At 43.2% G+C, this 23,138-nt stretch carries 21 protein-coding genes; 18 read left to right on the top strand and 3 right to left on the bottom strand.

Annotated elements, in window-relative coordinates; translation table 11 throughout:
* Nucleotides 1-29: 29 nt before the first annotated feature.
* From PSU72_RS02405 to ribBA, 15 genes are all read left to right on the top strand, one after another.
* Nucleotides 30-308 (top strand): sarcosine oxidase subunit delta, encoded by a 279-nt coding sequence (locus PSU72_RS02405; RefSeq protein WP_013148115.1) that lies wholly within the window; start codon nucleotides 30-32, stop codon nucleotides 306-308.
* The gene (locus PSU72_RS02400; RefSeq protein ID WP_300430299.1) at nucleotides 305-3,199 is read left to right on the top strand and encodes an FAD-dependent oxidoreductase; all 2,895 of its coding nucleotides are present in this window, start codon (nucleotides 305-307) and stop codon (nucleotides 3,197-3,199) included. The genes PSU72_RS02405 and PSU72_RS02400 overlap by 4 nt, the downstream gene beginning before the upstream one ends.
* A 1-nt stretch (nucleotide 3,200) precedes the next feature.
* A complete protein-coding gene (locus PSU72_RS02395; RefSeq protein ID WP_300430297.1) occupies nucleotides 3,201-3,881 on the top strand; it encodes a sarcosine oxidase subunit gamma in 681 nt (226 codons plus the stop codon).
* A 146-nt stretch (nucleotides 3,882-4,027) separates the two neighbouring features.
* On the top strand, nucleotides 4,028-5,362 hold the full coding sequence (gene glnT / locus PSU72_RS02390; protein ID WP_013148112.1) for a type III glutamate--ammonia ligase: 1,335 nt from the start codon (nucleotides 4,028-4,030) through the stop codon (nucleotides 5,360-5,362).
* A gap of 61 nt (nucleotides 5,363-5,423) precedes the next feature.
* The gene (locus PSU72_RS02385) at nucleotides 5,424-6,320 is read left to right on the top strand and encodes a glutamine amidotransferase family protein (protein ID WP_013148111.1); all 897 of its coding nucleotides are present in this window, start codon (nucleotides 5,424-5,426) and stop codon (nucleotides 6,318-6,320) included.
* Nucleotides 6,308-7,000, top strand: a complete 693-nt coding sequence (locus tag PSU72_RS02380) for a protein glxC (RefSeq protein WP_013148110.1) — start codon at nucleotides 6,308-6,310, stop codon at nucleotides 6,998-7,000. Before PSU72_RS02385 ends, PSU72_RS02380 begins: the two co-directional genes overlap by 13 nt.
* 1 nt (nucleotide 7,001) lies before the next feature.
* On the top strand, nucleotides 7,002-8,363 hold the full coding sequence (locus PSU72_RS02375; RefSeq protein WP_300430292.1) for an FMN-binding glutamate synthase family protein: 1,362 nt from the start codon (nucleotides 7,002-7,004) through the stop codon (nucleotides 8,361-8,363).
* 338 nt (nucleotides 8,364-8,701) lie between these two features.
* The gene (locus PSU72_RS02370) at nucleotides 8,702-8,998 is read left to right on the top strand and encodes a hypothetical protein (protein WP_300430290.1); all 297 of its coding nucleotides are present in this window, start codon (nucleotides 8,702-8,704) and stop codon (nucleotides 8,996-8,998) included.
* 9 nt (nucleotides 8,999-9,007) lie between these two features.
* Entirely contained in the window at nucleotides 9,008-9,400 is a 393-nt protein-coding gene (locus tag PSU72_RS02365; protein ID WP_300430289.1) for a hypothetical protein, read from the top strand.
* A gap of 26 nt (nucleotides 9,401-9,426) precedes the next feature.
* Nucleotides 9,427-9,609 carry a hypothetical protein gene (locus PSU72_RS02360; protein WP_013148106.1) on the top strand — a complete coding sequence of 61 codons (183 nt, stop codon included), beginning with the start codon at nucleotides 9,427-9,429 and terminating at the stop codon, nucleotides 9,607-9,609.
* Nucleotides 9,609-11,003, top strand: a complete 1,395-nt coding sequence (locus PSU72_RS02355; protein WP_300430286.1) for an APC family permease — start codon at nucleotides 9,609-9,611, stop codon at nucleotides 11,001-11,003. Before PSU72_RS02360 ends, PSU72_RS02355 begins: the two co-directional genes overlap by 1 nt.
* A 62-nt stretch (nucleotides 11,004-11,065) precedes the next feature.
* Nucleotides 11,066-11,746, top strand: a complete 681-nt coding sequence (locus PSU72_RS02350) for a hypothetical protein (protein WP_300430284.1) — start codon at nucleotides 11,066-11,068, stop codon at nucleotides 11,744-11,746.
* 11 nt (nucleotides 11,747-11,757) lie between these two features.
* Entirely contained in the window at nucleotides 11,758-12,048 is a 291-nt protein-coding gene (locus tag PSU72_RS02345; RefSeq protein WP_300430282.1) for a hypothetical protein, read from the top strand.
* A 271-nt stretch (nucleotides 12,049-12,319) separates the two neighbouring features.
* Complete coding sequence (gene folE2, locus PSU72_RS02340; RefSeq protein WP_300430280.1) at nucleotides 12,320-13,195, top strand: GTP cyclohydrolase FolE2; 876 nt, start codon at nucleotides 12,320-12,322, stop codon at nucleotides 13,193-13,195.
* A 102-nt stretch (nucleotides 13,196-13,297) separates the two neighbouring features.
* Nucleotides 13,298-14,374 carry a bifunctional 3,4-dihydroxy-2-butanone-4-phosphate synthase/GTP cyclohydrolase II gene (gene ribBA, locus PSU72_RS02335; protein ID WP_300430536.1) on the top strand — a complete coding sequence of 359 codons (1,077 nt, stop codon included), beginning with the start codon at nucleotides 13,298-13,300 and terminating at the stop codon, nucleotides 14,372-14,374.
* 191 nt (nucleotides 14,375-14,565) lie between these two features.
* Here the strand turns inward: ribBA and PSU72_RS02330 are convergent, their stop codons facing one another.
* Genes PSU72_RS02330 through PSU72_RS02320 form a run of 3 tightly spaced genes read right to left on the bottom strand, consistent with a single transcriptional unit; the run spans nucleotide 14,566 to nucleotide 16,388 of the window.
* Entirely contained in the window at nucleotides 14,566-14,850 is a 285-nt protein-coding gene (locus PSU72_RS02330; RefSeq protein WP_300430278.1) for a hypothetical protein, read from the bottom strand.
* 21 nt (nucleotides 14,851-14,871) lie between these two features.
* Entirely contained in the window at nucleotides 14,872-15,939 is a 1,068-nt protein-coding gene (locus tag PSU72_RS02325) for a DMT family transporter (protein WP_300430276.1), read from the bottom strand.
* 29 nt (nucleotides 15,940-15,968) lie between these two features.
* On the bottom strand, nucleotides 15,969-16,388 hold the full coding sequence (locus tag PSU72_RS02320; protein ID WP_300430274.1) for a group II truncated hemoglobin: 420 nt from the start codon (nucleotides 16,386-16,388) through the stop codon (nucleotides 15,969-15,971).
* A 411-nt stretch (nucleotides 16,389-16,799) separates the two neighbouring features.
* Here PSU72_RS02320 and PSU72_RS02315 point away from each other — a divergent pair, with 411 nt between their 5' ends.
* From PSU72_RS02315 to PSU72_RS02305, 3 genes are all read left to right on the top strand, one after another.
* Nucleotides 16,800-18,497 carry an APC family permease gene (locus PSU72_RS02315; protein WP_300430273.1) on the top strand — a complete coding sequence of 566 codons (1,698 nt, stop codon included), beginning with the start codon at nucleotides 16,800-16,802 and terminating at the stop codon, nucleotides 18,495-18,497.
* Nucleotides 18,498-18,691: 194 nt separating this feature from the next.
* On the top strand, nucleotides 18,692-20,884 hold the full coding sequence (locus PSU72_RS02310) for an FAD-dependent oxidoreductase (protein WP_300430271.1): 2,193 nt from the start codon (nucleotides 18,692-18,694) through the stop codon (nucleotides 20,882-20,884).
* Nucleotides 20,885-21,011: 127 nt separating this feature from the next.
* Nucleotides 21,012-23,138 carry a heterodisulfide reductase-related iron-sulfur binding cluster gene (locus tag PSU72_RS02305; protein ID WP_300430269.1) on the top strand — a complete coding sequence of 709 codons (2,127 nt, stop codon included), beginning with the start codon at nucleotides 21,012-21,014 and terminating at the stop codon, nucleotides 23,136-23,138.

The following is a 23,138-nucleotide window of genomic DNA, read 5'->3' as shown; positions in this document are numbered from 1 at the left end:
CGCGAGTTAAATAATCAGAGGAATATGAAATGAAATTACTCACCTGTCCCATGAATGGAACAAGACCGCTAAGCGAGTTTGTCTTCGGTGGCGAATATAGACAAGCGCCAGATCAGGATACTTGTACTGATGCTGAGTGGGCTGCTTATGTGCATAACCGCAGCGGTGCGCCTGGCGACAAAAAAGAATGGTGGTATCACTCACCAAGCGGCACATGGTTTATTGCAGAGCGCAATACGCTGACAGATAAAGTCACACGTACCTATCTTCTTGGCCAAAACAATACAACTCAGGAGGAAGGCAAATGATTTTTCGTACACCCAAGCAAGCCGGGGAATGGGTTAACCGAACAAAAAAAATCAACTTCACTTTTGAAGGTGAAGCGTTTTCAGCATTTGAAGGCGATACCATTAGCAGCGCATTGTGGGCTGCTGGTCAAAAAGTATTAGGTCGTAGCTTTAAATATCACCGTGCACGTGGGGTATTGAGCTTAGCAAACCATGATGTGAACGTTCTTGTGACTGACGGCATAGATACTAACATTCGTGCCGATGTGGTTGAAGTGAAAGAGGGCATGGTCTTGACCGCAGTGAATACCAGTGGAGGCGTTAAAAAAGATAAGAATAGCTACATTGATTCTATTTCACCATTATTGCCGGTTGGTTTTTACTATAAAGCTTTCCATACGCCACGTCGATTATTTCCATTTTGGGAAAGCGTCATTCGTAAGGCTGCTGGTTTGGGTATCGTCAATTTTGATTACCCTCGCATCTTAAAACGTAAAACACACTCCCATTGTGATGTGCTGGTGATCGGTGCAGGTCCAACAGGTTTAACAGCAGCTTGTGCTGCAGCAGAAGCTGGCCTTGAAGTGACGATTGTGGATGAGAACCGTCAGCTTGGCGGCAGCTTAGGCTATAACCGTGCTGGTGACTCAAGCGTGGTTTCACAGCTTGATATTTTATTGGCTAAGGCTGCCAATATGCCAAATATTAAGGTAATGGCAGGTGCTTATGCCGCTGGTTACTACCCAGATCATCTTATTCCTGTAGTAAGCGATTCTGGCATCAATAAAGTCCGTGCTAAGGCTGTGATTGTTGCCAGTGGTGCTTTTGAACAACCACCAGTATTCAGATACAACGATTTACCAGGTGTGATGTTAGGCTCTGCTGTGCAGCGTTTAATCTACCGTTACGCAGTGAAACCGTTTAATAATGGCATCGTCGTAACAGCCAATGATTACGGCTATCGTGTTGCCTTAGATTTGTTGCAAGCTGGTACCAAAATTGCAGCTTTGGTCGATATGCGCCAAACAGGCAGTGCTGCATATAGTGCTGTACTTGCAAAGCGTGGTGTTAAAGTTTATATCGGTCATTGTGTTTATGAAGCGATTGCATCTTCAGACAAATCTGGTGTTCGCGGTGCAGTGATTTGCGCGTATGACGAAAAGCAAAATATTGCCTTAACTGATAACAAATTTACACTTGAGTGTGATGGTGTTGCGATGAGCGCAGGCTGGGCACCAGCAGGTGCTTTACTGTATCAAGCTGGTACAGGCATGCAGTTTGATTATGACGTAGAGCAATTTGTCCCAAGTCGCTTACCAAATGGTATGTTTGCCGCTGGTAAAGTGAATGGTGTCTTTGAGCTTGAGCAGCGCGTGCGTGATGGTGTTCGTGCAGCGAATGATGCAATCCGTCATTTAGGTCTGCAAGCCCCACAAAATGAGGCTGAGAAGCATGTAGGCATTTCTCCTAGCCATCCTTACCCTATGGTGCCACATCCTAAAGGTAAAAACTTTGTAGACTTTGACGAAGATATTCAAATCAAAGATTTTGTGAACGCGGCTAAAGAGGGCTTTGACAATATCGAGCTAATGAAGCGCTTTACTACAGTGGGTATGGGTCCTAGCCAAGGTAAGCATTCCAATATGAATGCGATTCGAATCTTAGCTAAGATTCGTGACTTGCCAGTGGAGAAAATTGGCACAACGACTTCAAGACCATTTTTTCATCCAACACCAATCGGACACTTAGGCGGACGTGGTTTCCATTCACACCGTTTGACTTCCTTGCATGATTGGCATCAGGCAAATGGCGCAGTGTTTACAGATATTGGCGCATGGAAACGTGCGGCTTATTACCCCGCAGCTGGTCAGTCTAAAGAAGATGCAATTCAAACTGAAGCACTTGCAGTGCGTAAAACCGCTGGCATCATTGATGGTAGCTCATTCGGCAAGATTGAAATTCATGGTCCAGATGCAGCTTTGTTCTTAGAGCGTTTTTTCACTGGTGTTTATACAGACCAAAAAGTAGGCTCATGCCGTTATGTGATGTTGCTTGATGAGTCAGGCGTAGTGGTTGACGACGGTATTGCAAGCCGCCTTGCAGATGATTTGTTCTATCTTTCTATCGGCACATCCAATGCAGCCGCTGTTTACCGCGAAATGCAACGTTCGCAACAGATGTGGCAACTTAATCTTGGTTTAGTGAATGTGACTGGGGCTTTTGGTGCTATCAATATTGCCGGCCCAGCTGCGCGTGAGATTCTCTCAACACTGACCGACTTAGACCTGTCCTACGAGTCATTCCCGATGAGTAGTGTGCGTGAAAGCCAAGTAGCTGCTGTAGAAACACGCATGATTAGAGTGGCATTCGTAGCAGATAACGGATATGAATTACACGCACCGATGGGGCAAATACCATATCTTTGGAATGCCTTGATAGCCGCTGGTAAGAAGCACGCGTTACGTCCATTTGGTAGTGATACACAACGCTTGTTACGTCTTGAAATGGGTCATGCGATGCCAGGGGTTGATACTGACGGCTTAACTAATCCATTTGAAATTGGTGCTGAGTGGGCAATAAAAATGAGCAAGCCTTACTTTATTGGGCAACGAAGCTTAACAATTTTAGCTAAACGTCCATTAAGAAAACAATTAGTGCCTTTTGTATTGGCTGAAAACTACACAGGTGAAATGCCTATGGATTGCAACTTGGTTGTAGATGGACGCGATATTTTAGGTCGTGTGACGAGTATCAGTTACAGCAAATACCTTGATCGTTGCATAGGTTTTGCCTATGTGACACCTTCTAAAAAAGAAGCAGGTTCAGTATTCCAAATTCGTGTGGATAGTGGCGCATTAGTCGCCGCGACCGTGATTAGAACCCCATTTATTAAGACTTTAAAGGGAGCATGATATGCAACAGTTTGACGTCAAAAGTATCATCCAAACATCACCTGTAGCGCATGCTCAACCAAGAGACTCTGCTAAATGGGAAGTGATTAACGGCATGGATACAGCAGTGGAGTTTGCAAGTACCGCGATTGAAGATGCCAGAAAAAAAGTGCTAGGTGTTGCTGATGTAAGTTGTTTATCGCGCTATGGCGTGAAAGGGCCTAACGCAACGCAATGGTTGCTTGAGCGCGGAATAGCGATTCCAACTACACCGAACTCATGGACGATATGTGAACAAAAAACATTGGTTTTACGCCTGGGTTCAAGCGAATTCTTGATTGAAGACCAGCTGGGCGGTTCAGCCTGTACTCGATTAGCCAGTGATGCAACGCGTGTAGCAAGTGTTTACAAAGTGCCACGTGCAGATGCTGCATTTATTGTCAGTGGTAGCGAAGCACTTAACTTGTTTTCTGAACTTTGCTCACTCGATTTACGTGAGAAATCACTTGCTACAAAAGACCTCATCATGACTCAAGTAGCAGGGATTTCGGCCACCGTTATACGCCAAACCTTAAACGGAGAACCAGTCTACCGTGTTTGGTGTGATGGTACTTACGGACCTTATATGTGGGAAGTGTTAATAGAAATTGCGACAGAACTAGGTGGCGGTGCAGTAGGGCTTGCTCAGTATCAGAACTCTTAGTATCAAAACTGGAGTTTAGTGTCAGAACAAGAGCTTGCGATAAAAAATAAAGCTAGTGCTGAGAAATCGTTGGAGATGACTTAATTTAAGGTTGATGCGGATACATTTTATTAATGTAGAAACATCGGATTTTCAGGGAGAAATGAATGAAAACGTTTGATGAAGCAAAAAAGTTTCTAAAAGATAATGATGTTAAGTACATATTAGCTCAGTTTGTGGATATACATGGTGTTGCTAAGGTTAAGTCAGTGCCAGCCGAACATCTCGGTAGTATTCTTAAAGGTGGCGCTGGCTTTGCTGGTGGAGCAATTTGGGGTATGGGCATTGCACCTAATGGTCCAGATTATATGGCGGTCGGTGATTTATCAACCCTCACATTAGTACCTTGGCAACCAGGCTACGCGCGCATTGTTTGTGATGGCCACGTTAATGAAAAGCCTTATGGACATGACTCACGTGTAGTCCTCAAAGCGCAAACTGACCGTCTTGCCAAAAATGGCTGGATTCTTTACACAGGACTAGAACCAGAATTCTCTTTGCTGCGTAAAGATGAAAAAGGCGGTATTCACCCGTATGACTCAACTGATACATTGCAAAAACCTTGTTATGACTATAAGAGCATGTCAAAACAATCAGCGTTTTTGGAGCGATTAACAGAAACGTTAATTGCAGCTGGCTTAGATATTTACCAAATCGACCATGAAGATGCAAATGGTCAATTTGAAATCAACTATACCTACGCAGACTGTTTAAAAAGTGCAGATGATTACTTGATGTTCAAAATGGCGGCCAGCCATATTGCCAATGAGTTAGGCATGATTTGCTCGTTCATGCCGAAACCTTTTGGCAATCGCCCAGGCAATGGTATGCATATGCATATGTCGATTGGCGACGGCAAGAAAAGCTTGTTCCATGACGATAGCGATACAACTGGCCATGGTTTATCAAAATTAGCATATCACTTTATGGGCGGTATTCTTGCGCACGCGCCTGCAATCACGGCCTTAGCTTGCCCAACGGTTAACTCATATAAACGTCTAGTGGTGAGCCAGTCTCTCACCGGCTCTACATGGGCGCCAGCGTATATTTCTTATGGCAATAACAACCGTTCAACGATGGTACGTATTCCATATGGTCGTTTAGAGCTGCGCTTACCAGATGGTAGCTGCAACCCATATCTAGCGACGGCTGCAGTGATTGCTGCGGGTCTTGATGGTGTTAAACGTGAACTGCATCCAGGTGCTGGTCATGCCAATAATTTATATGACTTGTCTCCTGCACAAATGCGCGAGCAGGGCATCGGAATATTGCCACAAAGTTTGAGTGAAGCTATAGACGAATTTGAGGGGGACAAAGTCATTCGTGATGCATTGGGTGATTCGCTATCTGAAGAATTTATCAAAATTAAGCGTGCGGAATCGATGGAGTATCAGCGCCATGTTTCAGATTGGGAAATCAATCGCTACGTAGAGTTTTTCTAGATTTTAGTGACTGGTTTTATTGTAAGAGCAAAAATTTAACTATATTTGTAAGGAGAAAAGTATGTGTGGAATTGTCGGATTATTAGTAAGAAATCCCAAATTGCGTGACTCAATTGGTGAGCTCATGATGCCTATGCTAATCGGCATGACTGAGCGTGGGCCTGACTCAGCTGGTATGGCGATGTTTACGGCGCCAGTAGCCGCTGATGCGAGAAAATTCAGCCTGTATTCTGGTGCTACAGATTTCAACTGGACTAAATTAGGCCATGATTTTGAGAAACACTTAAGCATCAAGGCTAAGATTGAACCAAAAGAAAATCATGCTGTGTTAACGACAACGCTTGAGCCAGCAACAGTAAAAATGTGGTTGAAAGAACATTACCCACAATTACATTTGTTGTCTGTTGGTCAGTTAATGGACATCTATAAAGACGTAGGCACACCACAACAAGTGGCTGACCGTTATGACTTTAAAAACTTCAAAGGCACGCACTTGGTTGGTCATACGCGTATGGCAACTGAATCTGCTGTGACGCCTGCACATGCACACCCATTTACCGCTGGTGAAGACTGGTGCTTAGTACATAACGGTTCTTTATCAAACGCGAATAGTCTACGCCGTAAATTGCAAAAAGAAGGTATCGAGTTTGAAACAGATAACGATACTGAAGCTGCTTGCCGCTTTTTGCAATGGCGTATGCGTGAAGGTGATGATCTTAAAACTGCATTGAATCATGGTTTTGAAGAGCTGGATGGTTTTTACACATTGTTAATGGGTACAAGTACTGAGCTTGCTTTAGTGCGCGATCCATATGGCTGCAAACCAGCGATTATTGCTGAACATGATGACTATGTTGCAATTGCTTCTGAGTTCCGCTCATTAGCCCATTTGCCAGATATTAAAAACGCGAAGGTGTTCGAACCTTCACCTAAGGAGATGTATGTATGGAAACTCTAAAATTTGACTTAGACACCAAACCATTACGTGAAGTGAATCAATTCCTTCATGGTGATGCGAGTAGTCTGAATGGAAAAAAGGTTGTCATTGAGAATCCAAATGGCGCGCATAACGTAGCAGTAGGTTTGAAAGCCGAAGTGGACGTGACGATTAAAGGCCATGCTGGCTATTACGCAGCTGGTATGAATCAAATCGCTAAAGTGACCATTGAAGGCAGCGCAGGTAGTGGTGTGGCTGAAAACATGATGTCAGGTGTTGTGCATGTGAAAGGTTTCGCTTCAAATGCGGCTGGCGCAACTGCCAACGGTGGCTTGCTGATCATTGATGGTGATGCTGGCTTACGTACAGGTATTGCGATGAAAGGCGTTGACATTGTAGTTGGTGGTTCAGTGGGTAGCTTCTCAGCTTTCATGGCGCAAGCAGGTAACTTTGTCATCTTGGGTGATGCAGGTGAAGGTCTTGGCGACTCAATTTATGAAGCTAAGTTGTTTGTGCGCGGTAAGGTGAAAAGCCTGGGCGCGGACTGCGAAGAAAAAACAATGAATGCGGAAGATAAACAAATTCTAGCTGATTTGTTGAAAAAATCAGGTCATGCAGATGTCAGCCCAGATAGCTTTAAGCAATATGGCTCTGCCCGTACCTTGTACCACTTCCATGTTGATAATGCAGGAGCATACTAAAATGAGTGACGATAAATCAAAAGAAGTACATAAAATCCCTCAAACGACACCGCGTTATTCTGCAACGTTTGATGAATATACTAACTCGGAAATCAGACGTGCTGCCGCAACAGGTATCTACGATATTCGTGGCGCAGGTTCAAAACGCAAATTGCCGCACTTTGATGACTTGCTATTCCTAGGTGCATCAGTCAGCCGCTATCCGTTAGAAGGCTACCGTGAAAAATGTGGTACTGATGTAGTTTTGGGTACACGTTTTGCTAAGAAACCAATTCATTTAAAAACACCAGTGACAATTGCTGGTATGAGTTTCGGTTCATTATCAGGCCCAGCTAAAGAATCATTAGGTCGTGGTGCAACAGCTGCTGGCACAAGTACAACGACTGGTGATGGTGGCATGACACAAGAAGAACGTGGCCACTCTACAACACTCGTTTATCAATACCTGCCTTCACGTTACGGTATGAACCCAGACGATTTACGCAAAGCAGACGCGATTGAGTTGGTGATTGGTCAAGGCGCTAAACCAGGTGGCGGCGGTATGTTGCTAGGTCAAAAAATTACAGCACGTGTTGCAAAAATGCGTTGCTTGCCAGAAGGTATCGACCAACGTTCCTCATGTCGTCATCCTGACTGGACTGGTCCAGATGACTTGGAAATTAAAATTGCTGAACTGCGTGAAATTACAGACTGGGAAAAACCAATCTACGTAAAAATAGGGGCAACACGTCCTTACTTCGATGTGGCGCTTGCTGTTAAAGCCGGTGCAGATGTCATTGTGTTGGATGGTATGCAAGGTGGTACTGCGGCGACTCAAGAAGTATTTATTGAGCATGTTGGTATACCAATCTTGGCTGCAATTCGTCCAGCAGTGAAAGCATTGCAAGATTTAGGTGTTTATCGCAATGGTAAAGATAGTGTGCAATTGATTGTTTCTGGTGGCATTCGTAACGGTGCTGATGTCGCTAAAGCAATTGCTTTGGGTGCTGATGCAGTGGCGATTGGTACAGCGGCTTTGATCGCACTTGGCGATAATGATCCGCATCTTGAAGAAGAGTACCAAAAGTTAGGTACAACTGCTGGTGCTTATGATGACTGGCACGAAGGTAAAGATCCTGCAGGTATTACTACGCAAGATCCTGAACTAATGAAACGTGTTGACCCAATCAAAGCGGGTCATCGTTTGGCTAACTATATTGCAGTGATGACAATGGAAGCACAAGTAGTTGCACGTGCTTGCGGCAAATCACATTTGCATAATCTAGAGCCAGAAGACTTGGTGGCATTAACAATCGAAGCTTCAGCAATGGCACAAGTGCCTTTAGCTGGTACTAGCTGGATTCCAGGAGTTTCTAAATTCTGATTCTTTTCTAAAAGTTTCCCTCCCAATTTTATTGGGCTTTATGAGGGTATGCGTAATGAATAGTTTTTTCTACTTTAAGGCGGGCTTATCCTCCAACTACCAAATTAAGGTAGAAAAAACGTTCATATTAAATGCGCATACTCTCACTTTTTATTTGTGCGGCTTAACCATAGCCGCATTTTTTTCGCCTAGAGGAATAGCTTTATTACAAAACCCATGTCGATACTTAATTAACCTACCATTTTGGTGACTACAGTAATCGTTCTTTCAACAGGTTTTATGTCACACGTTCTATTTCACAAGTATTCCAATATATAAAAAATTATGAGGAGAGTGTTATGAGAGATGATAATAAAAAAAGAATGAATGACATGTATACACGAGACTGCCTGATGGCTTGGTTCGATGTTGCATTGTTATGGGCAGCTGTAATTTTTGTGCTAATTGCGATATTAGGCATAGTGAAAGACGACAACATTCGCACCGTACTTTACGTGGCTAGCTTTATGTTGATGCTTTTCAATACAGCGTCAGTTTTTGCCATGACCAAGCACTTCAAAGAAGATAAAGACTTCATCTATGGTTTAGATATCAAACATCTAGACGCCAACCGTGCCGCTAAAATCAACCATTAGGAGAACCGTATGAGTAAAAATTATACCCCTCCAAAACAGGGCATGTTCGGTCAAATCTTTGACACAATTTTAGTTTTAGTCTTGGTTTACGCCAGTTTAATGGTGCCATTGCTATTCAAGGCAGAAGCGAAAGCTGAAGCTGCCGCAGCAAATGCAGCAGCCGTTGTAAAAGTCAGCTGGGAATCTTTAGGCCAGAATGAGATACAGCAACAGCAATGGGTAAAACTTGGTTATGACCCTGAAAAAGCTGCAACGTTAATTAACAGCAGGTTCGATTACAGCATCGATCCAATGATGTTGATTATTACCATACTTGTGGTTGCTGGTTACTTCATTTTTATGTTGAAGGTGTCAGATAAACAATACCGCGAAGTCATTAGAGAAAAATTCGATAATAAATAGTTGCTCACTTTAAAGGGAGAAATATCATGAAATTTTGGGATATTCTGGTGTATGCAGCATGGAGCATATCAGCGGTCATGTTGGTTTGGATGGTAGTAGATGCATTTATGATTTCTTCGCAATACGACGAAGAATATTTGATGAGCTCACGTGAAGGCGGTGAAGACGATGTCGTTCATGGCGTTCATATGGAAGAGGAGCGCACATAATGGCTAAAGAGAAAATTACGACTAGCAATAGTAAGCCTATCGCTATGCTTAAAGTACTCAACCCATTTCACATATGGGCTTTGGGTGTTGGTATTGTGTTGGTGGGTGAGTTTATGGGCTGGAACTTTACAGTAGGTAAGGGCGGCGCTTACGCTTCGCTGATTGCTTGTTGGGTGATCGGGTTGTTATACACCTGTGTAGCGATGATCGATTCTGAAGTGACTTCAACAGTGGCTGCAGCAGGTGGGCAGTATACGCAGGCTAAGCACATTATTGGCCCACTGATGGCGTTTAACGTCGGATTGTACCTGGTGATGGCATACACTATGTTATGTGCTGCTGACGCGCTGGTGGTGGGGGATCTGATGAAATCAGGTGCAGAGGTGATGGGTTATGCCAACCTTGATACCAAGCCGTTCGTGGTGTTGACTGTGGCCTTTTTGGCATGGCTTAACTATCGTGGCGTATTTGCAACATTGACGCTTAATTTGGTCATTACTTTTCTTGCCTTTACTTCTTTAATCGTGCTGTTTCTGGCTGTTGATCCTCTTCATCAAGGTGTCGTGCTGCAGCATCAGGCATTACTCACAGATTTGCCTTATGGCTGGATAGGGGTGGTTGCTGCGCTTCAATTCGGTATGTGGTATTACTTGGGTATTGAAGGCACATGTCAGGCAGCAGAAGAGGTTCGTTCTGCAGGCCGTTCTATCCCGCTTGGTACGATGGGCGGCATGATGACATTGTTAGTCGCTGCCACAATTACATGGTTTGTGGCAACAGGTTTGATGCCTTGGCAATACTTAGGACAAGCAGTGACACCTATGTACGATGCGGCAACCTTGTTAGGTAGCAGTCAACTGCAATTGATGTTATTTGTGGCGACAGCTTTTGCAGCAATTGCTTCAGCAAACGGTTGTATAAATGATGCGTCACGCGCTTGGTTCTCGTTAGGTCGTGACCGTTATATGCCAGTGTTCTTTGGCGCCATCCATCCTAAATATCGCACGCCTTATCGCTCAGTACTATTTTTAGTGCCAATCGCGATTTCGTTTGCGTTTACAGGGTTGTTGGATCAAGTGATTACGTTCTCTATCTTATCAGGCTTGCTTGGCTATACGTTTATGACATTTAACATGATTAAATTCAGAAAAATGTGGCCATTGGGTTCGATACACCGTGGTTATATTCATCCGTTCCATCCGATACCGGCGATTACCTTGTTAACCTTGTGTTGTGCAACTTATTTTGCAACATTCTTGGGTTATGGTGCTTCACTGCTATCTATCATGGCGTTCTATATCTTGGCATCCATCTGGTTTGTGTTGCGTCGTTATAAGTTTGTAAAACGCGCAGACCAGTTCACGATGCCTTGGCCTCGTCCAAAAGGTTATTAGCCTTATCAAGTGATGTAAACCATTGGCAGCGGCTTAAACCCCGCTGCCACATAAGGCTTAATATGAATATAGTCGTTTTACTATTACTCATTGTGATGACTGTGATGCTGTATCGCAAATACAGTCATGCTGTACATTACAAGACCGATGCTAGAGGTCGGATCTTTGACGAGTGTTCACCATTAGTGACAAATGCGCAGCAACGTTTAGACAAAGCAAATTTACCAGTACTTGAAGGTGATTACGACGGTTATAAGGTGTCGCTGAGTATTGTAGAAGATACACTGGGCTGGCGAAAAGTGCCTCCGCTCTGGCTGTTAGTTAAGGTGGAAGCTAATGTGCATAGTACTGGCACTTTAGACTTCATCGTTAGGCCTTCTAATAACGAGTTCTATAGCCCTTCATGGCAGTGGAATGGGAATTTAGCTATTCCAGCAAATTGGCCACAACATGCCATTCTTAAATATCAACATCAAGCAGCTGATTTGGCTTTAATTAATACTTTCATTCCACAACTGTTTGTCGATGCGAATATGAAGGAGTTATTGATCATGCCTAATTTCACTAGATTGACCTATATGGTGAAGCAGGCTGAGCGGGGCGAGTACCTCATCATGCGAAATGCTATTTACGAAAATACACCTATTTCCAGCTCTGTAGTTGAGGCCTTATTAAAACAGGCTATCGCTATACGTCTAAATATTGAGAATTCAGAAGCCGATGCATTAATTCAAGCGGCATAAAAAGGTAATCTATGACAACTAATGATAACCAACCTTTACAAAAACCTTTAGACGCAAAACTGGTATTACTTGTCGCTATTTTCCTGCCAGGTATGGGGCAGGTAATCAATAATGCACCTAAGAGAGGCTTCTTTATGGCGTGTTTTATGATTATTCTCGGGCTTATTACCTTCAACTTAGCGCAACCACATATTTCAATGGTTGGTAAGTTATCAGGTGGAATTTTCATCTATGCGATTTCTATCTTAGATGCCTATTATTGGGCGAAATATCGCATGGAAATATTTTCAAGCGAGCATTAATTAGACATTTATGTTTGTTTGGCATACCTACCCAAACGTAGTAGTACTTAAAGAGAATTGTTAAGAAAGCAGCCAAGAATGAGAATGTATTACGTAAGTTTGACGATAAGTCATCTCCTAACCTTACGTTGAGTAGCAACCTTAAAGGAGGCAAGCAGTTTACATATTGGGTTTGCACTTGCCTCCTTCTTTTTAAGTGTTTTTAAATTGCATCTCAGTACATTATTCAAGTGATTGGTATGAATAAAGTAATTTTAGAAAGTAGATACATATGAATTTGCCTATAGATTTTTCATTACAAGATGTACAAAACTTAGCAGACACTCGCCAGCTGGCGATTGATAAAGTAGGTATTCGTGGAATACGACATCCAGTTATTGTAAAAGATAAGGCTGGCAGTGCTCAGCACACTGTTGCAATGTTTAATATGTACGTGCACTTGCCTAAGCATTTTAAAGGCACGCATATGTCTCGTTTTGTCGAGATACTCAATGAAAATGAGCGTGAAATATCGGTAGAGAGTTTCAAGAGTATCTTGCAAGAAATGGCGATAAGGCTGGAAGCGAAATCTGGTCATATCGAAATGACTTTCCCGTATTTCATCAATAAATCTGCGCCGGTTTCTGGTGTGAAAAGTTTACTTGATTATGAAGTTACTTTAATTGGCGAGATCAAAAATGGCAAACATGATGTAAAAGTGAAGGTGTTAATTCCAGTCACCAGTCTTTGCCCTTGTTCTAAGAAAATTTCAGCTTACGGCGCACACAACCAGCGCTCCCACGTCACTATTACTATCGCCCTACACGAGTTTATGTGGCTTGAAGATATGATCAAGATGGTCGAAGCGCAAGCATCTTCTGAACTTTACGGCCTGCTTAAACGACCCGATGAAAAATATGTGACTGAACGGGCTTACGATAATCCTAAATTTGTAGAAGATATGGTGAGAGACATTGCGACAGTATTTAAAAATGATCCTCGCGTTAAAAGCTATGTAATTGAATGTGAGAATTTTGAGTCTATACACAACCATTCAGCATATGCATGTATCTCAAGTGAACCCACAGTAAATATTGAAGATAAACCTGTTAAACGATATGAAGCTAACGCTGTAAGCCCATGTGTTTCTAGCGAAAGTGGTTATTGAGAGTAAGTGATGAACAACATTGTTAACCTAAAATATTTAGAGCACGCACTCACGATACCTTCGTTTGAGCTGTTGGATAAGCCTAGCGTAACTATTAGCCCAATGATTGAAATTATTGAAGAAATGCGCCAAGGCCGTATGGTGGTGCTTTTGGATGATGAAGATCGAGAGAATGAAGGCGACTTAGTCATGGCGGCACAGTTTGTGACACCATCTGATATCAACTTTATGGCTAAACACGGACGCGGCTTAATTTGCTTAACGTTGACTGAAGAGCGTGGCAAGCAGCTTAATCTTGAGCCTATGGTAACTAAAAATGGTACCAAGATGGGTACCAACTTCACTGTTTCCATTGAAGCTGCTGAAGGTGTTACTACCGGCATTTCAGCGGCAGATAGGGCACATACTATCCAAACCGCAGTCGATGTAAATGCTCGACCAGTCGATATTGTCAGCCCTGGCCATGTATTTCCTTTAATTGCACAAAAAGGTGGCGTGCTGGTACGAGCAGGGCATACAGAAGCAGGCTGTGACATTGCTAAACTTGCTGATCTTGAGCCTGCCGCTGTGATCTGCGAAATATTGAAAGATAACGGCGAAATGGCAAGGCTGCCAGACTTACTTGAGTTTGCAGCAAAGCATGATTTGAAAGTGGGTACGATTGCCGACTTAATTAGTTATAGAAGCCAGACTGAGCGTTTGGTGACTAGAGTAGCTGAACGTAACATCGAAACAGCTTATGGTGAGTTTAAACTAATAGCGTTTAATGATGCCACCGCCAACGAAACACATTTGGCGCTTGTAAAAGGTAAGGTAAGCGCTAGTCAAAGTGTGCTTGTCAGAGTGCATGAGCCTTTAACTTTAATTGATTTGTTAGATGCAAGTAGTAAGAGCCACAGCTGGAGTTTGCCGCATGCGATGGAACACATTAGCAAAGCAGAATCTGGCGTCATTGTTATGCTTAGACGACAAGAAGAAAGTGAGGATATGGTTCATGCAATCAAATCAGCAGGTCAACCAGTTAGCAATCAATATACGCTTAAAGATTATGGGATTGGTGCGCAGATACTACGAGATTTGGGAGTGGTAAAAATGCGCCTGATGGCTGAGCCTCGTAAGATCCCAAGCATGGCTGGATTCGGCTTGGAAGTGACTGAGTTTATAAGTTACGAGGTTTAAGTTGTATCTTGAGTCGCGGTGCTTAGAAAGTGGCACTTAGTAATGGTACCTAGAGTGCCGCTATTTTCCGTAGTTGGAAACAAATACTCTGGCACAAATCAAGCAGATAAAACTTACTGCGCCAATCACTACTATCGCTAAAATATCAGCCCCCGCATAACCCCAAAACTCACTCATCGTTATTCCTTTTGTTAAGGTAGAAGTAGTCCAGTATCTACCATTCTGGTTATTCCAAAATCTGAAACCTGGTATTTAAACAACAGCTTGGCTTTACCATTAATTGTTTCAAGTTTATTTTCAATACGCTTTATCAATCCCGCCGCCGCTAATTCATCTAAAGCAATGCGTATGGTTTTTTCCCTGAAGTCACCAGATTCATCATACTCAGTAAATACTTTCTCAATGAGTTGTTGATCCCAAATCCCACCAGATTTAGAGATGGTGACTAATAGAAATCCTTTGTGATGAAGCTTCATGGATGTGCCTGACGAATATACTTAGGAATACACTTTGGCATCGCTATTGTCACGTAACTCTGCAACGGATTCAGCAGATTCGCTGAACATCACAAAGCTACCTAATACCGTTAAAAACAAACCTACGATGAAATACCATTGCGGTAGTTGCAGCGTAAAAGCTGCAATGAAAATAAGTGCAAAAACCGCATACAGATTGCCGATCGCTTCACCTCGACCTACACCAATTAAACTAAAACTCTTATAAAAAGCCGTATAACAATAAGCATGGCAAGCTGCCGCAAGTACTATCCATAACATGGCTTTGCTATGCGTAAACGTATCAACAATCAATGCTTTGATGGGTAAGTCAGTAAATGTGGCGAGGAAAGGTAATATGAGTAATCCCCAAAATAATATTTCAAACGAGAAGCGACAATGGATACCAACATCGGGGTCAGACACATCCATTGCACGTCCTGCGACCGCACCCTCTGTGCCCCAGCCAATCGCTGACATAATGCCACCTACATAGCCTAACCATGCGTTGGGATTGCTTGCATCCATTTCACCAAACAGGCTAGGGCCATAAATCACCATGCCACCAAAAATAATGATGCACATGCCAATCGCAGCGCGTTTAGAGATTTTTTCTTTGTACCAAAGCCTAGCGATAATTGCGCCTATGACTGGATAAAATAAAGATGAGATTGCAGCAAAGACAGGTCCAACAAAGCCCATTGCCATGTAAGAGCCAAAAATGGCTAAAGGACCGCCACAAAGTGAGGCGAGGGCATACCATTTAGAAATTTTGCTAAAACGTACCATCGTTCGGCCGTAATCTTTAACCTTACCTAGTACCAAGTTCCAAAGTAGTAAAAAGAAAAATACGGTAATGGCATGTATCCACGTCATCACAGCGGTTGCCGCTAATCTTAACGATTGTTGATTCGCTGAAATATCGACGTATGGATGTTCAGACCAAAGTGCCGTGCCAGGCACATACCAAGCACCCCAAAGAATGGCTGTCCAGAGTGCCCACATAAAGCCCCAGCGTTGATTTCTAGCATAATGTTTATGTAAAGCTTGTTTCAGAGCGGCATTGTTCACAATAAAACTCTTTCAGATAGATTGGATCGCTAATCAGACCTGTTCACAAGGCGCTCTGCCGCAGCTGTGAAATTTCGCATTAGCTTGTTTTTTGTTGACGCTTCAAGTCCGATTTGATTGATTGCCTTGTCCATACACGCTAGCCAAATATCTTTTGATTCAGCATTAATCTCTACATGCTCGTGCATGGTTCTCACATTGGAGTGGCCATGTTTCTCAACATATAGCTTAGGACCACCTAAGAACCCTGAAAGAAAGTTGAATTGTTCTAGACGTGAGTGCGCTAAGCCGTTGCCGCGTAGATGCAATAAAAGCAACTTATGAGCAAAATTTTCAGTTTCAACAATGTCATAAAAAACCTTTACTAAGTTTAAAACGCCAGTCTCTCCCCCAACTAGATCATATAAAGAGCTATTTGCAGTATCACTGATTACAGGCTGAATATTCATCTTTCGTCGCTTTCTTGAGGCTGTTATTTAGCTTATATGCACGACGTAATAGTAAACAGAGGAATTGCGAATAAACACTATCTTGAAGGTGTAATACTTAAGAAGTATTTGGCTGGGAAAAATATAGCGCACAATGAATAGGGGCTAGTGTTTGGCAAACTACTACTTTAAGAGTAATCCGTTATGAGAATTGTACTCAACTTATGATTGTCATCAAATGTAAACCAATGCGGAAAGTTTTTTTAGACTCCGTAGATATTTTATTTATAGATGTTTTATTGACAAGTGTTTTATTTAATAGGTGACACGGGCTGATTTTATTGCTTCACCCAGGTGGGCAACTCTACAAAGCGCATTTAGCTTTAGCGGTATTTAGGGTTGTATTGGGAATTTTATAAAAGGGGACTTAAATTGAGTGTAAATTCTGCGGTTGATGCGATATCAGCTGATCTTTCGGAAAACGTTGCAGCACAAAACGCAACGTTACATAGAAAGATCGGCTGGCAAGGCGCATTCTGGGTGGCGAGTGGCGTTCCGGCACTTGTTCTGTTTTCAATTGGTGCGATTGCTGCAACAGTAGGCAAGCCAGCATGGATGATTTGGGCGATTTCCATCGCTTTTGGTTTTATTCAAGCGTTTACTTATGCGGAAATTGCAGGTTTGTTTCCACATAAGTCTGGTGGAGCTTCAATCTATGGTGCGGTTGCATGGGTAAAGTACAGTAAGTTTATTGCACCAGTCTCTGTTTGGTGTAATTGGTTTGCTTGGTCGCCGGTGCTAGCCATTGGTTCTGGGCTTGCAGCAGGCTATATGTTGAGTGCCTTATTCGCGCCAGATGCTGTGATTAACACTTGGCAGATTACCCTGCTAGACTTAGGCATGGTGAAAGACGGATTAGCACTGAGAATAAACGCAACGTTTATTGTAGGTGCAGCTGTTCTGCTGTCTGTATTTGCTGTGCAGCATGGCGGTATATTACGTTCAGCTAAAACAACCATGATCCTTGGCGTGATTGCATTGATTCCATTGATGTTAATTGGTTTAGTACCATTGCTGACAGGAGACATCTCTCAAGCTAACTTCTTACCATTAGCACCACTTGCGCATGACGCAGCAGGCAATGTGACTGATGGTGTATGGGGCATAGAAGGTTGGAAACTAATGGCTGGCGGGCTCTTTATTGCGGCTTGGTCTACTTATGGTTTTGAAACCGCAGTTTGCTATACACGTGAATTTAAAAATCCAAAAACAGATACCTTTAAGGCTATTTTCTATTCAGGTCTGCTTTGCGTGGCTGTATTTACGTTAGTGCCAATCGCTTTCCAAAGTCATTTAGGTTTGGGTCATATGGTAACACCTGCTATCGTTGATGCAGCTGGTGTTGTGATTACTCCAGCAGTCTATGATGGTATGTTAGAAGCTTCAATCTATAGTGGTATGGGCGTGGCAGCAGCATTTTCTGACATTGTAGGCGGTGGTGCATTTGTTGCGAATGTCATGGTAATTATGATGGTGTTAGCTTTAATGCTGTCTATCATGACTTCCATGGCGGGTTCTTCACGCACCTTATACCAAGCCTCTGTTGATGGATGGTTGCCTAAGTACTTGTCTCATGTCAATGATCATGGCGCACCTACAAGAGCGATGTGGACAGACCTGTGCTTCAATCTACTGCTTTTGATGATGTCAGATTATGTGTTTATTCTTGCAGCATCAAACGTAGGCTATATCATTTTCAACTTCCTTAACCTTAACTCTGGCTGGATCCATCGCATTGACAGACCAAAATGGGATAGGCCATATAAAGCGCCAACAATACTCTTGGTATTAGGTGGCATTCTTGGCTTTGTTAACCTGAGCATCATGGGTTTAGGTGCCGATGTATGGGGTGCTGGTACATTGAAGGTCGGCTTGTTATTTGCTGCCTTGATTCTTCCTGTATTCGTTTACCGTCACTATATTCAAGATAAAGGCGTATTCCCTAAACAGATGTTGGAGGATATGCATTTAGATGAACATGAAGATGGTGTAGCAAATAGAGCTGGTGTACTGCCATACATTGCATTAGCTGCAGGTATTGGGTTGGTTTGGTACTTACATAGCCTTTAATTAGCACTAAGTTTTAGTTAATTTCTTAGGTTATCTAGAAAGCGAGCGGGCATATTGTCCGCTCGCTTTTTTTATTGCAATTGCAGGATTTTTTGAGTAACACCTAAGTAGTAAGCCATGAGGGTAATTGTTTACATAGCGCATCAGATTGAGAATAGCCATACAGTAAATTCCTAAACACATCGGAGAGTAATATGGCACGTGATCCAAAACATGACATTCTGTTTGAACCCATTCAAATAGGCCCAAAAACTTTACGCAATCGTTTTTATCAAGTTCCACACTGTATTGGTGCTGGCTCGGATAAACCAGGTTTCCAAGCAGCACATCGCTCAATGAAAGCCGAAGGCGGCTGGGCAGCAATGAATACTGAGTATTGCTCTATCAACCCTGAGTCAGATGATACACATCGTTTGTCAGCGCGTATTTGGGATGAAGGTGATGTGCGCAATTTACGTGCAATGACGGATGAAGTACATAAATATGGTGCGCTTGCGGGTGTAGAGCTATGGTACGGCGGTGCGCACGCACCAAACATGGAATCACGTGCAACAGCTCGTGGACCAAGCCAGTTCGCTTCAGAGTTTGAAACCTTATCCTACTGTAAAGAAATGGACTTTAGCGACATTGCTCAAGTTCAGCAATATTATGTAGACGCGGCTAAGCGCTCACGCGATGCAGGTTTTGATATCGTTTATGTTTATGGCGCTCACTCATACTTACCACTTCAGTTCTTAAATCCGTACTACAACAAACGTACCGATAAATACGGTGGTTCATTAGAGAATCGCGCACGTTTCTGGTTAGAAACTTTAGAAAAAGTTAAACATGCGGTTGGCAGTGAATGTGCCATTGCAACACGCTTTGCGGTTGATACTGTTTACGGCCCAGGTCAAATAGAAGTTGAAGTTGATGGCATGAAATTCGTAGAGTTGGCTGATCCATTAGTGGATTTGTGGGATGTGGATGTCGGCGACATTGCTGAGTGGGGCGAAGATGCAGGTCCATCACGTTTCTACCAACAAGGTCACCAAGTGCCTTGGACTAAATTCGTAAAACAAGTTTCCAAGAAGCCAGTATTGGGCGTAGGTCGCTTTGTAGATCCAGAGAAAATGACTGAGATTGTGACCAAAGGTTATGCTGACATTATCGGATGTGCACGACCTTCAATTGCTGACCCATTCTTGCCACAAAAAATTGAGCAAGGTCGTTATGACGATATTCGTGTATGTATCGGCTGTAACGTTTGTATTTCTCGCTGGGAAATCGGTGGTCCTCCAATGATCTGTACGCAAAATGCGACTGCTGGTGAAGAGTACCGTCGTGGTTGGCACCCAGAGAAATTCCCTAAAACCAAATCAAAAGATTCAGTACTCGTAGTGGGTGCAGGTCCATCAGGTTCAGAAGCAGCACGTGTGTTGTTAGAGCAAGGTTTCACGGTTCATTTGTATGACAAAGCTGAAAAAATTGGCGGTCACTTAAATTCAGTGACAACATTGCCAGGTTTGGGTGAGTGGAGTTATCACCGCGACTATCGTGAAACACAAATCACTAAATTGGTGAAAAAGAACAAAGAAAGTCAGGTTGCACTTGGTCAAAAACCAATCACAGCCGACGAAGTGTTGCAGTATGGTGCGGACAAAGTCATCATCGCGACAGGTTCTTCTTGGAACACAGATGGTAATAACTGCTTAACACACGACGCTATTCCAGGCGCAGATGCCTCATTACCAGACCAATTGACACCTGAGCAAGTGCTAGAAGGTAAAAAGAAAATTGGTAAACGCGTCGTGATCTTAAATGCAGATACTTATTTCATGGCACCCAGTTTAGCTGAAAAGTTGGCGACAGCAGGTCACGAAGTAACTGTGGTTTCTGGCGTGCACATGGCTAACTACATGCACTTTACGCTTGAATATCCAAACATGATGCGTCGTTTACATGAATTACATGTTGAAGAAATTGGTGATCATTTCTGCTCGAAAATTGAAAGCGGTCGTCTGGAAATCTACAACATCTGGGGTGATGGCTCTAAACGTACCTATCGTGGCCCTGGCGTTTCGCCACGCGATGCAAACACAACTCACCGTTGGTTAGAGTTTGATTCATTGATCTTAGTCACAGGTCGTCATTCAGAAAATGCATTATGGAATGAGCTTAAAGCACGCGAATCAGAGTGGGCTGCCAACGACATCAAAGGCATTTACTTGATTGGTGATGCTGAAGCGCCACGCTTGATTGCTGATGCAACCTTTACTGGTCACCGCGTAGCACGTGAGATTGAAGAAGCTAACCCGCAGATTGCAGTGCCATACAAACGTGAAGTAGCTGTATGGGGCGCACCGCATATGCCGGGTGGCACCTTCAAGATCGAGTACAAAGTTTAGATTGGATTAATTAAGCTCGTCGTAAAGCCTTACGACGAGCTTGATGAAGCCCTTTTAAATATAGTCATCTACAAAATATAAATTCAAAAAATAACAACTCTTAATACCCATCAATAGGCGGAGCTAAATGGATAATTCTAAAGAAATCACCCGAGTGCTGTTTGAGAACTTTCAGCCACAGGCGATACATTTATTCTATGCCATAGGTTACTTGGCGATTGCAGTTTTCATTTACGGTGTCTATGTTCAGATTCGTAAATATCGCCGCGGCAAACCAGATGGTTCATGGACTGAGCTGTTTAAACGTTTTGTTGAGATGGTTAAAACGATGGCGACGCATCGTACCTTGGTGCGACGTGACAAAAGCGCAGGGCGCGCGCATGGTTTGATATTCTTAGGCTTCGTGTTGTTGTTTATAGGTACAGCTACCATTACTCTGGAATATGACATTCTGGAGCCGTTGTTTGGCATTAAGTTTTGGTACGGTAACTTTTACTTATTATTCTCACTAGTGCTGGATTTGGCTGGTCTAGGTTTAATTGTTGGCCTTATCTATATGATGTATAGACGTAAATGGCTCCACTTACCTAAGCTTGATTACAAAAGAGTGGATAGACAAGAAGGTGATCCCGACTTTGATCGCAGCCAATATCGCCGCGAAGACTGGGCATTTCTATGGTCATTCATCTTAATAGGCATCACGGGCTTTATTTTAGAAGCCACACGTTTAGTTTGGCTCAATGATCGTCCAGCGGTTTGGGATTATCGTATGTGGTCGCCAGTGGGCGCTTTGCTTGCGCACATCATGCAGGCATTAGGCATGACATCTGAAAGCGCTGGCGCATTCCGCCCATATTTATGGTGGTTTCATGGTTTACTTTCACTGACATTTATTGCCTGTATTCCGTACACAAAAATCAAACATATTTTTACAGCTGCAGCCTCTTTGATGTTCAAAGACCCGTTAGCGGGTAGAAGATTGCCAAAAGTACCAGATGACCAGAAAACGGCAGGTTATAAGACGATTACTGACCTGACTTGGAAAAACTTATTGCATCTTGATGCATGCACTAAATGTGGCAGATGCCAAGAAGCCTGTCCAGCCAACGCAGTTGGCGCGCCATTGTCGCCAAGAGATGTGATTCTCTCTTTACGTGAGTTTGCCAATCATGCATTGAGTGCTAAAGAGTTGCCTAAAGAAGCAGAGCTGGATATTCACGGTAAAGATGTCGGGCAAGTGTTTATGGAAACACTCTGGTCTTGCCGTACTTGCTTGGCTTGTGTGGAGATTTGCCCAGTAGCTGTGGAACATGTGCCTATTATCGTGCAGATGCGACGCAATCTTGTTGAAGCAGGTGAGATGGAGCCTTTGTTAGAAAAAACACTGCAAACCATCCATAAAACCGGCAACTCATTTGGTGAATCTAAACGTAAGAGAGCGAATTGGACGAAAGAGCTTCCATTTGAAATTAAAGACGCACGTGCAGAACCAGTCGACGTGTTGTGGTTTGTTGGAGACTACGCGTCATTTGACCCTCGCAACCAAAAGGTCACGCAGTCGTTCGCCAAATTAATGCATCACGCAGGGGTTAATTTTGGCTTGCTGTTTGAATCTGAACTTAATGCCGGTAACGATGTACGACGTGTTGGTGAGGAAGGTTTATACGAACTGCTAGCTTCATCCAATATCGGAACGCTGCAAGCTTGTGACTTTGCCTCTATCGTGACAACGGATCCACACTCGTTCAATACGATACGCAACGAGTATCCAGATTTTGGTGGGAAGTTTGAAATTGAACACTATACAACTTTGGTGAAGCGCCTCATTGAAACTGGTCAAGTCAAGCTCAAGAAAAAGCTTGATTACCGCGTCACTTTTCATGACCCATGCCACTTAGGCCGCTATAACAAAGGCTTTGATGCGCCACGTGAAGTGATTAAATTATTGGGTTGTGAATTAGTTGAAATGGGACGTAACCGTGACAACTCATTCTGCTGCGGTGCTGGTGGTGGTCGCATCTGGATTCCTGATCCAGTCGGTATTGAAAAACCTTCAGCTAACCGTATGAAAGAAGCTGGACAAATCGAAGGTTTGCAGGTGTTTGTGGTGTCATGCCCGAAAGATCTCACGATGTTTGAAGATGCGCTTAAAACATCAGGCTTTGAAGGGCAATTTGTGGTGCGTGAACTGATTGAGCTAATTGACGAGTGTATTGAGTACGAAGTTTGGGAAGATAGCGCTGTGACAGCTTGA

Source organism: Methylotenera sp. (genome assembly GCF_029945535.1).
GTDB lineage: Bacteria > Pseudomonadota > Gammaproteobacteria > Burkholderiales > Methylophilaceae > Methylotenera.
Note: the sequence above shows the minus strand (reverse complement) of the source record. Positions and strands in the feature narration are given on the sequence as shown.

Excerpts from the sequence above, each read along its gene's own strand:
- PSU72_RS02405 (WP_013148115.1), top strand. The coding sequence starts at position 30 with ATGAAATTACTCACCTGTCCCATGAATGGAACAAGACCGCTAAGCGAG.
- PSU72_RS02400 (WP_300430299.1), top strand. The coding sequence starts at position 305 with ATGATTTTTCGTACACCCAAGCAAGCCGGGGAATGGGTTAACCGAACA.
- PSU72_RS02395 (WP_300430297.1), top strand. The coding sequence starts at position 3,201 with ATGCAACAGTTTGACGTCAAAAGTATCATCCAAACATCACCTGTAGCG.
- glnT (WP_013148112.1), top strand. The coding sequence starts at position 4,028 with ATGAAAACGTTTGATGAAGCAAAAAAGTTTCTAAAAGATAATGATGTT.
- PSU72_RS02385 (WP_013148111.1), top strand. The coding sequence starts at position 5,424 with ATGTGTGGAATTGTCGGATTATTAGTAAGAAATCCCAAATTGCGTGAC.
- PSU72_RS02380 (WP_013148110.1), top strand. The coding sequence starts at position 6,308 with ATGGAAACTCTAAAATTTGACTTAGACACCAAACCATTACGTGAAGTG.
- PSU72_RS02375 (WP_300430292.1), top strand. The coding sequence starts at position 7,002 with ATGAGTGACGATAAATCAAAAGAAGTACATAAAATCCCTCAAACGACA.
- PSU72_RS02370 (WP_300430290.1), top strand. The coding sequence starts at position 8,702 with ATGAGAGATGATAATAAAAAAAGAATGAATGACATGTATACACGAGAC.
- PSU72_RS02365 (WP_300430289.1), top strand. The coding sequence starts at position 9,008 with ATGAGTAAAAATTATACCCCTCCAAAACAGGGCATGTTCGGTCAAATC.
- PSU72_RS02360 (WP_013148106.1), top strand. The coding sequence starts at position 9,427 with ATGAAATTTTGGGATATTCTGGTGTATGCAGCATGGAGCATATCAGCG.
- PSU72_RS02355 (WP_300430286.1), top strand. The coding sequence starts at position 9,609 with ATGGCTAAAGAGAAAATTACGACTAGCAATAGTAAGCCTATCGCTATG.
- PSU72_RS02350 (WP_300430284.1), top strand. The coding sequence starts at position 11,066 with ATGAATATAGTCGTTTTACTATTACTCATTGTGATGACTGTGATGCTG.
- PSU72_RS02345 (WP_300430282.1), top strand. The coding sequence starts at position 11,758 with ATGACAACTAATGATAACCAACCTTTACAAAAACCTTTAGACGCAAAA.
- folE2 (WP_300430280.1), top strand. The coding sequence starts at position 12,320 with ATGAATTTGCCTATAGATTTTTCATTACAAGATGTACAAAACTTAGCA.
- ribBA (WP_300430536.1), top strand. The coding sequence starts at position 13,298 with ATGATTGAAATTATTGAAGAAATGCGCCAAGGCCGTATGGTGGTGCTT.
- PSU72_RS02330 (WP_300430278.1), bottom strand. The coding sequence starts at position 14,850 with ATGAAGCTTCATCACAAAGGATTTCTATTAGTCACCATCTCTAAATCT.
- PSU72_RS02320 (WP_300430274.1), bottom strand. The coding sequence starts at position 16,388 with ATGAATATTCAGCCTGTAATCAGTGATACTGCAAATAGCTCTTTATAT.
- PSU72_RS02310 (WP_300430271.1), top strand. The coding sequence starts at position 18,692 with ATGGCACGTGATCCAAAACATGACATTCTGTTTGAACCCATTCAAATA.
- PSU72_RS02305 (WP_300430269.1), top strand. The coding sequence starts at position 21,012 with ATGGATAATTCTAAAGAAATCACCCGAGTGCTGTTTGAGAACTTTCAG.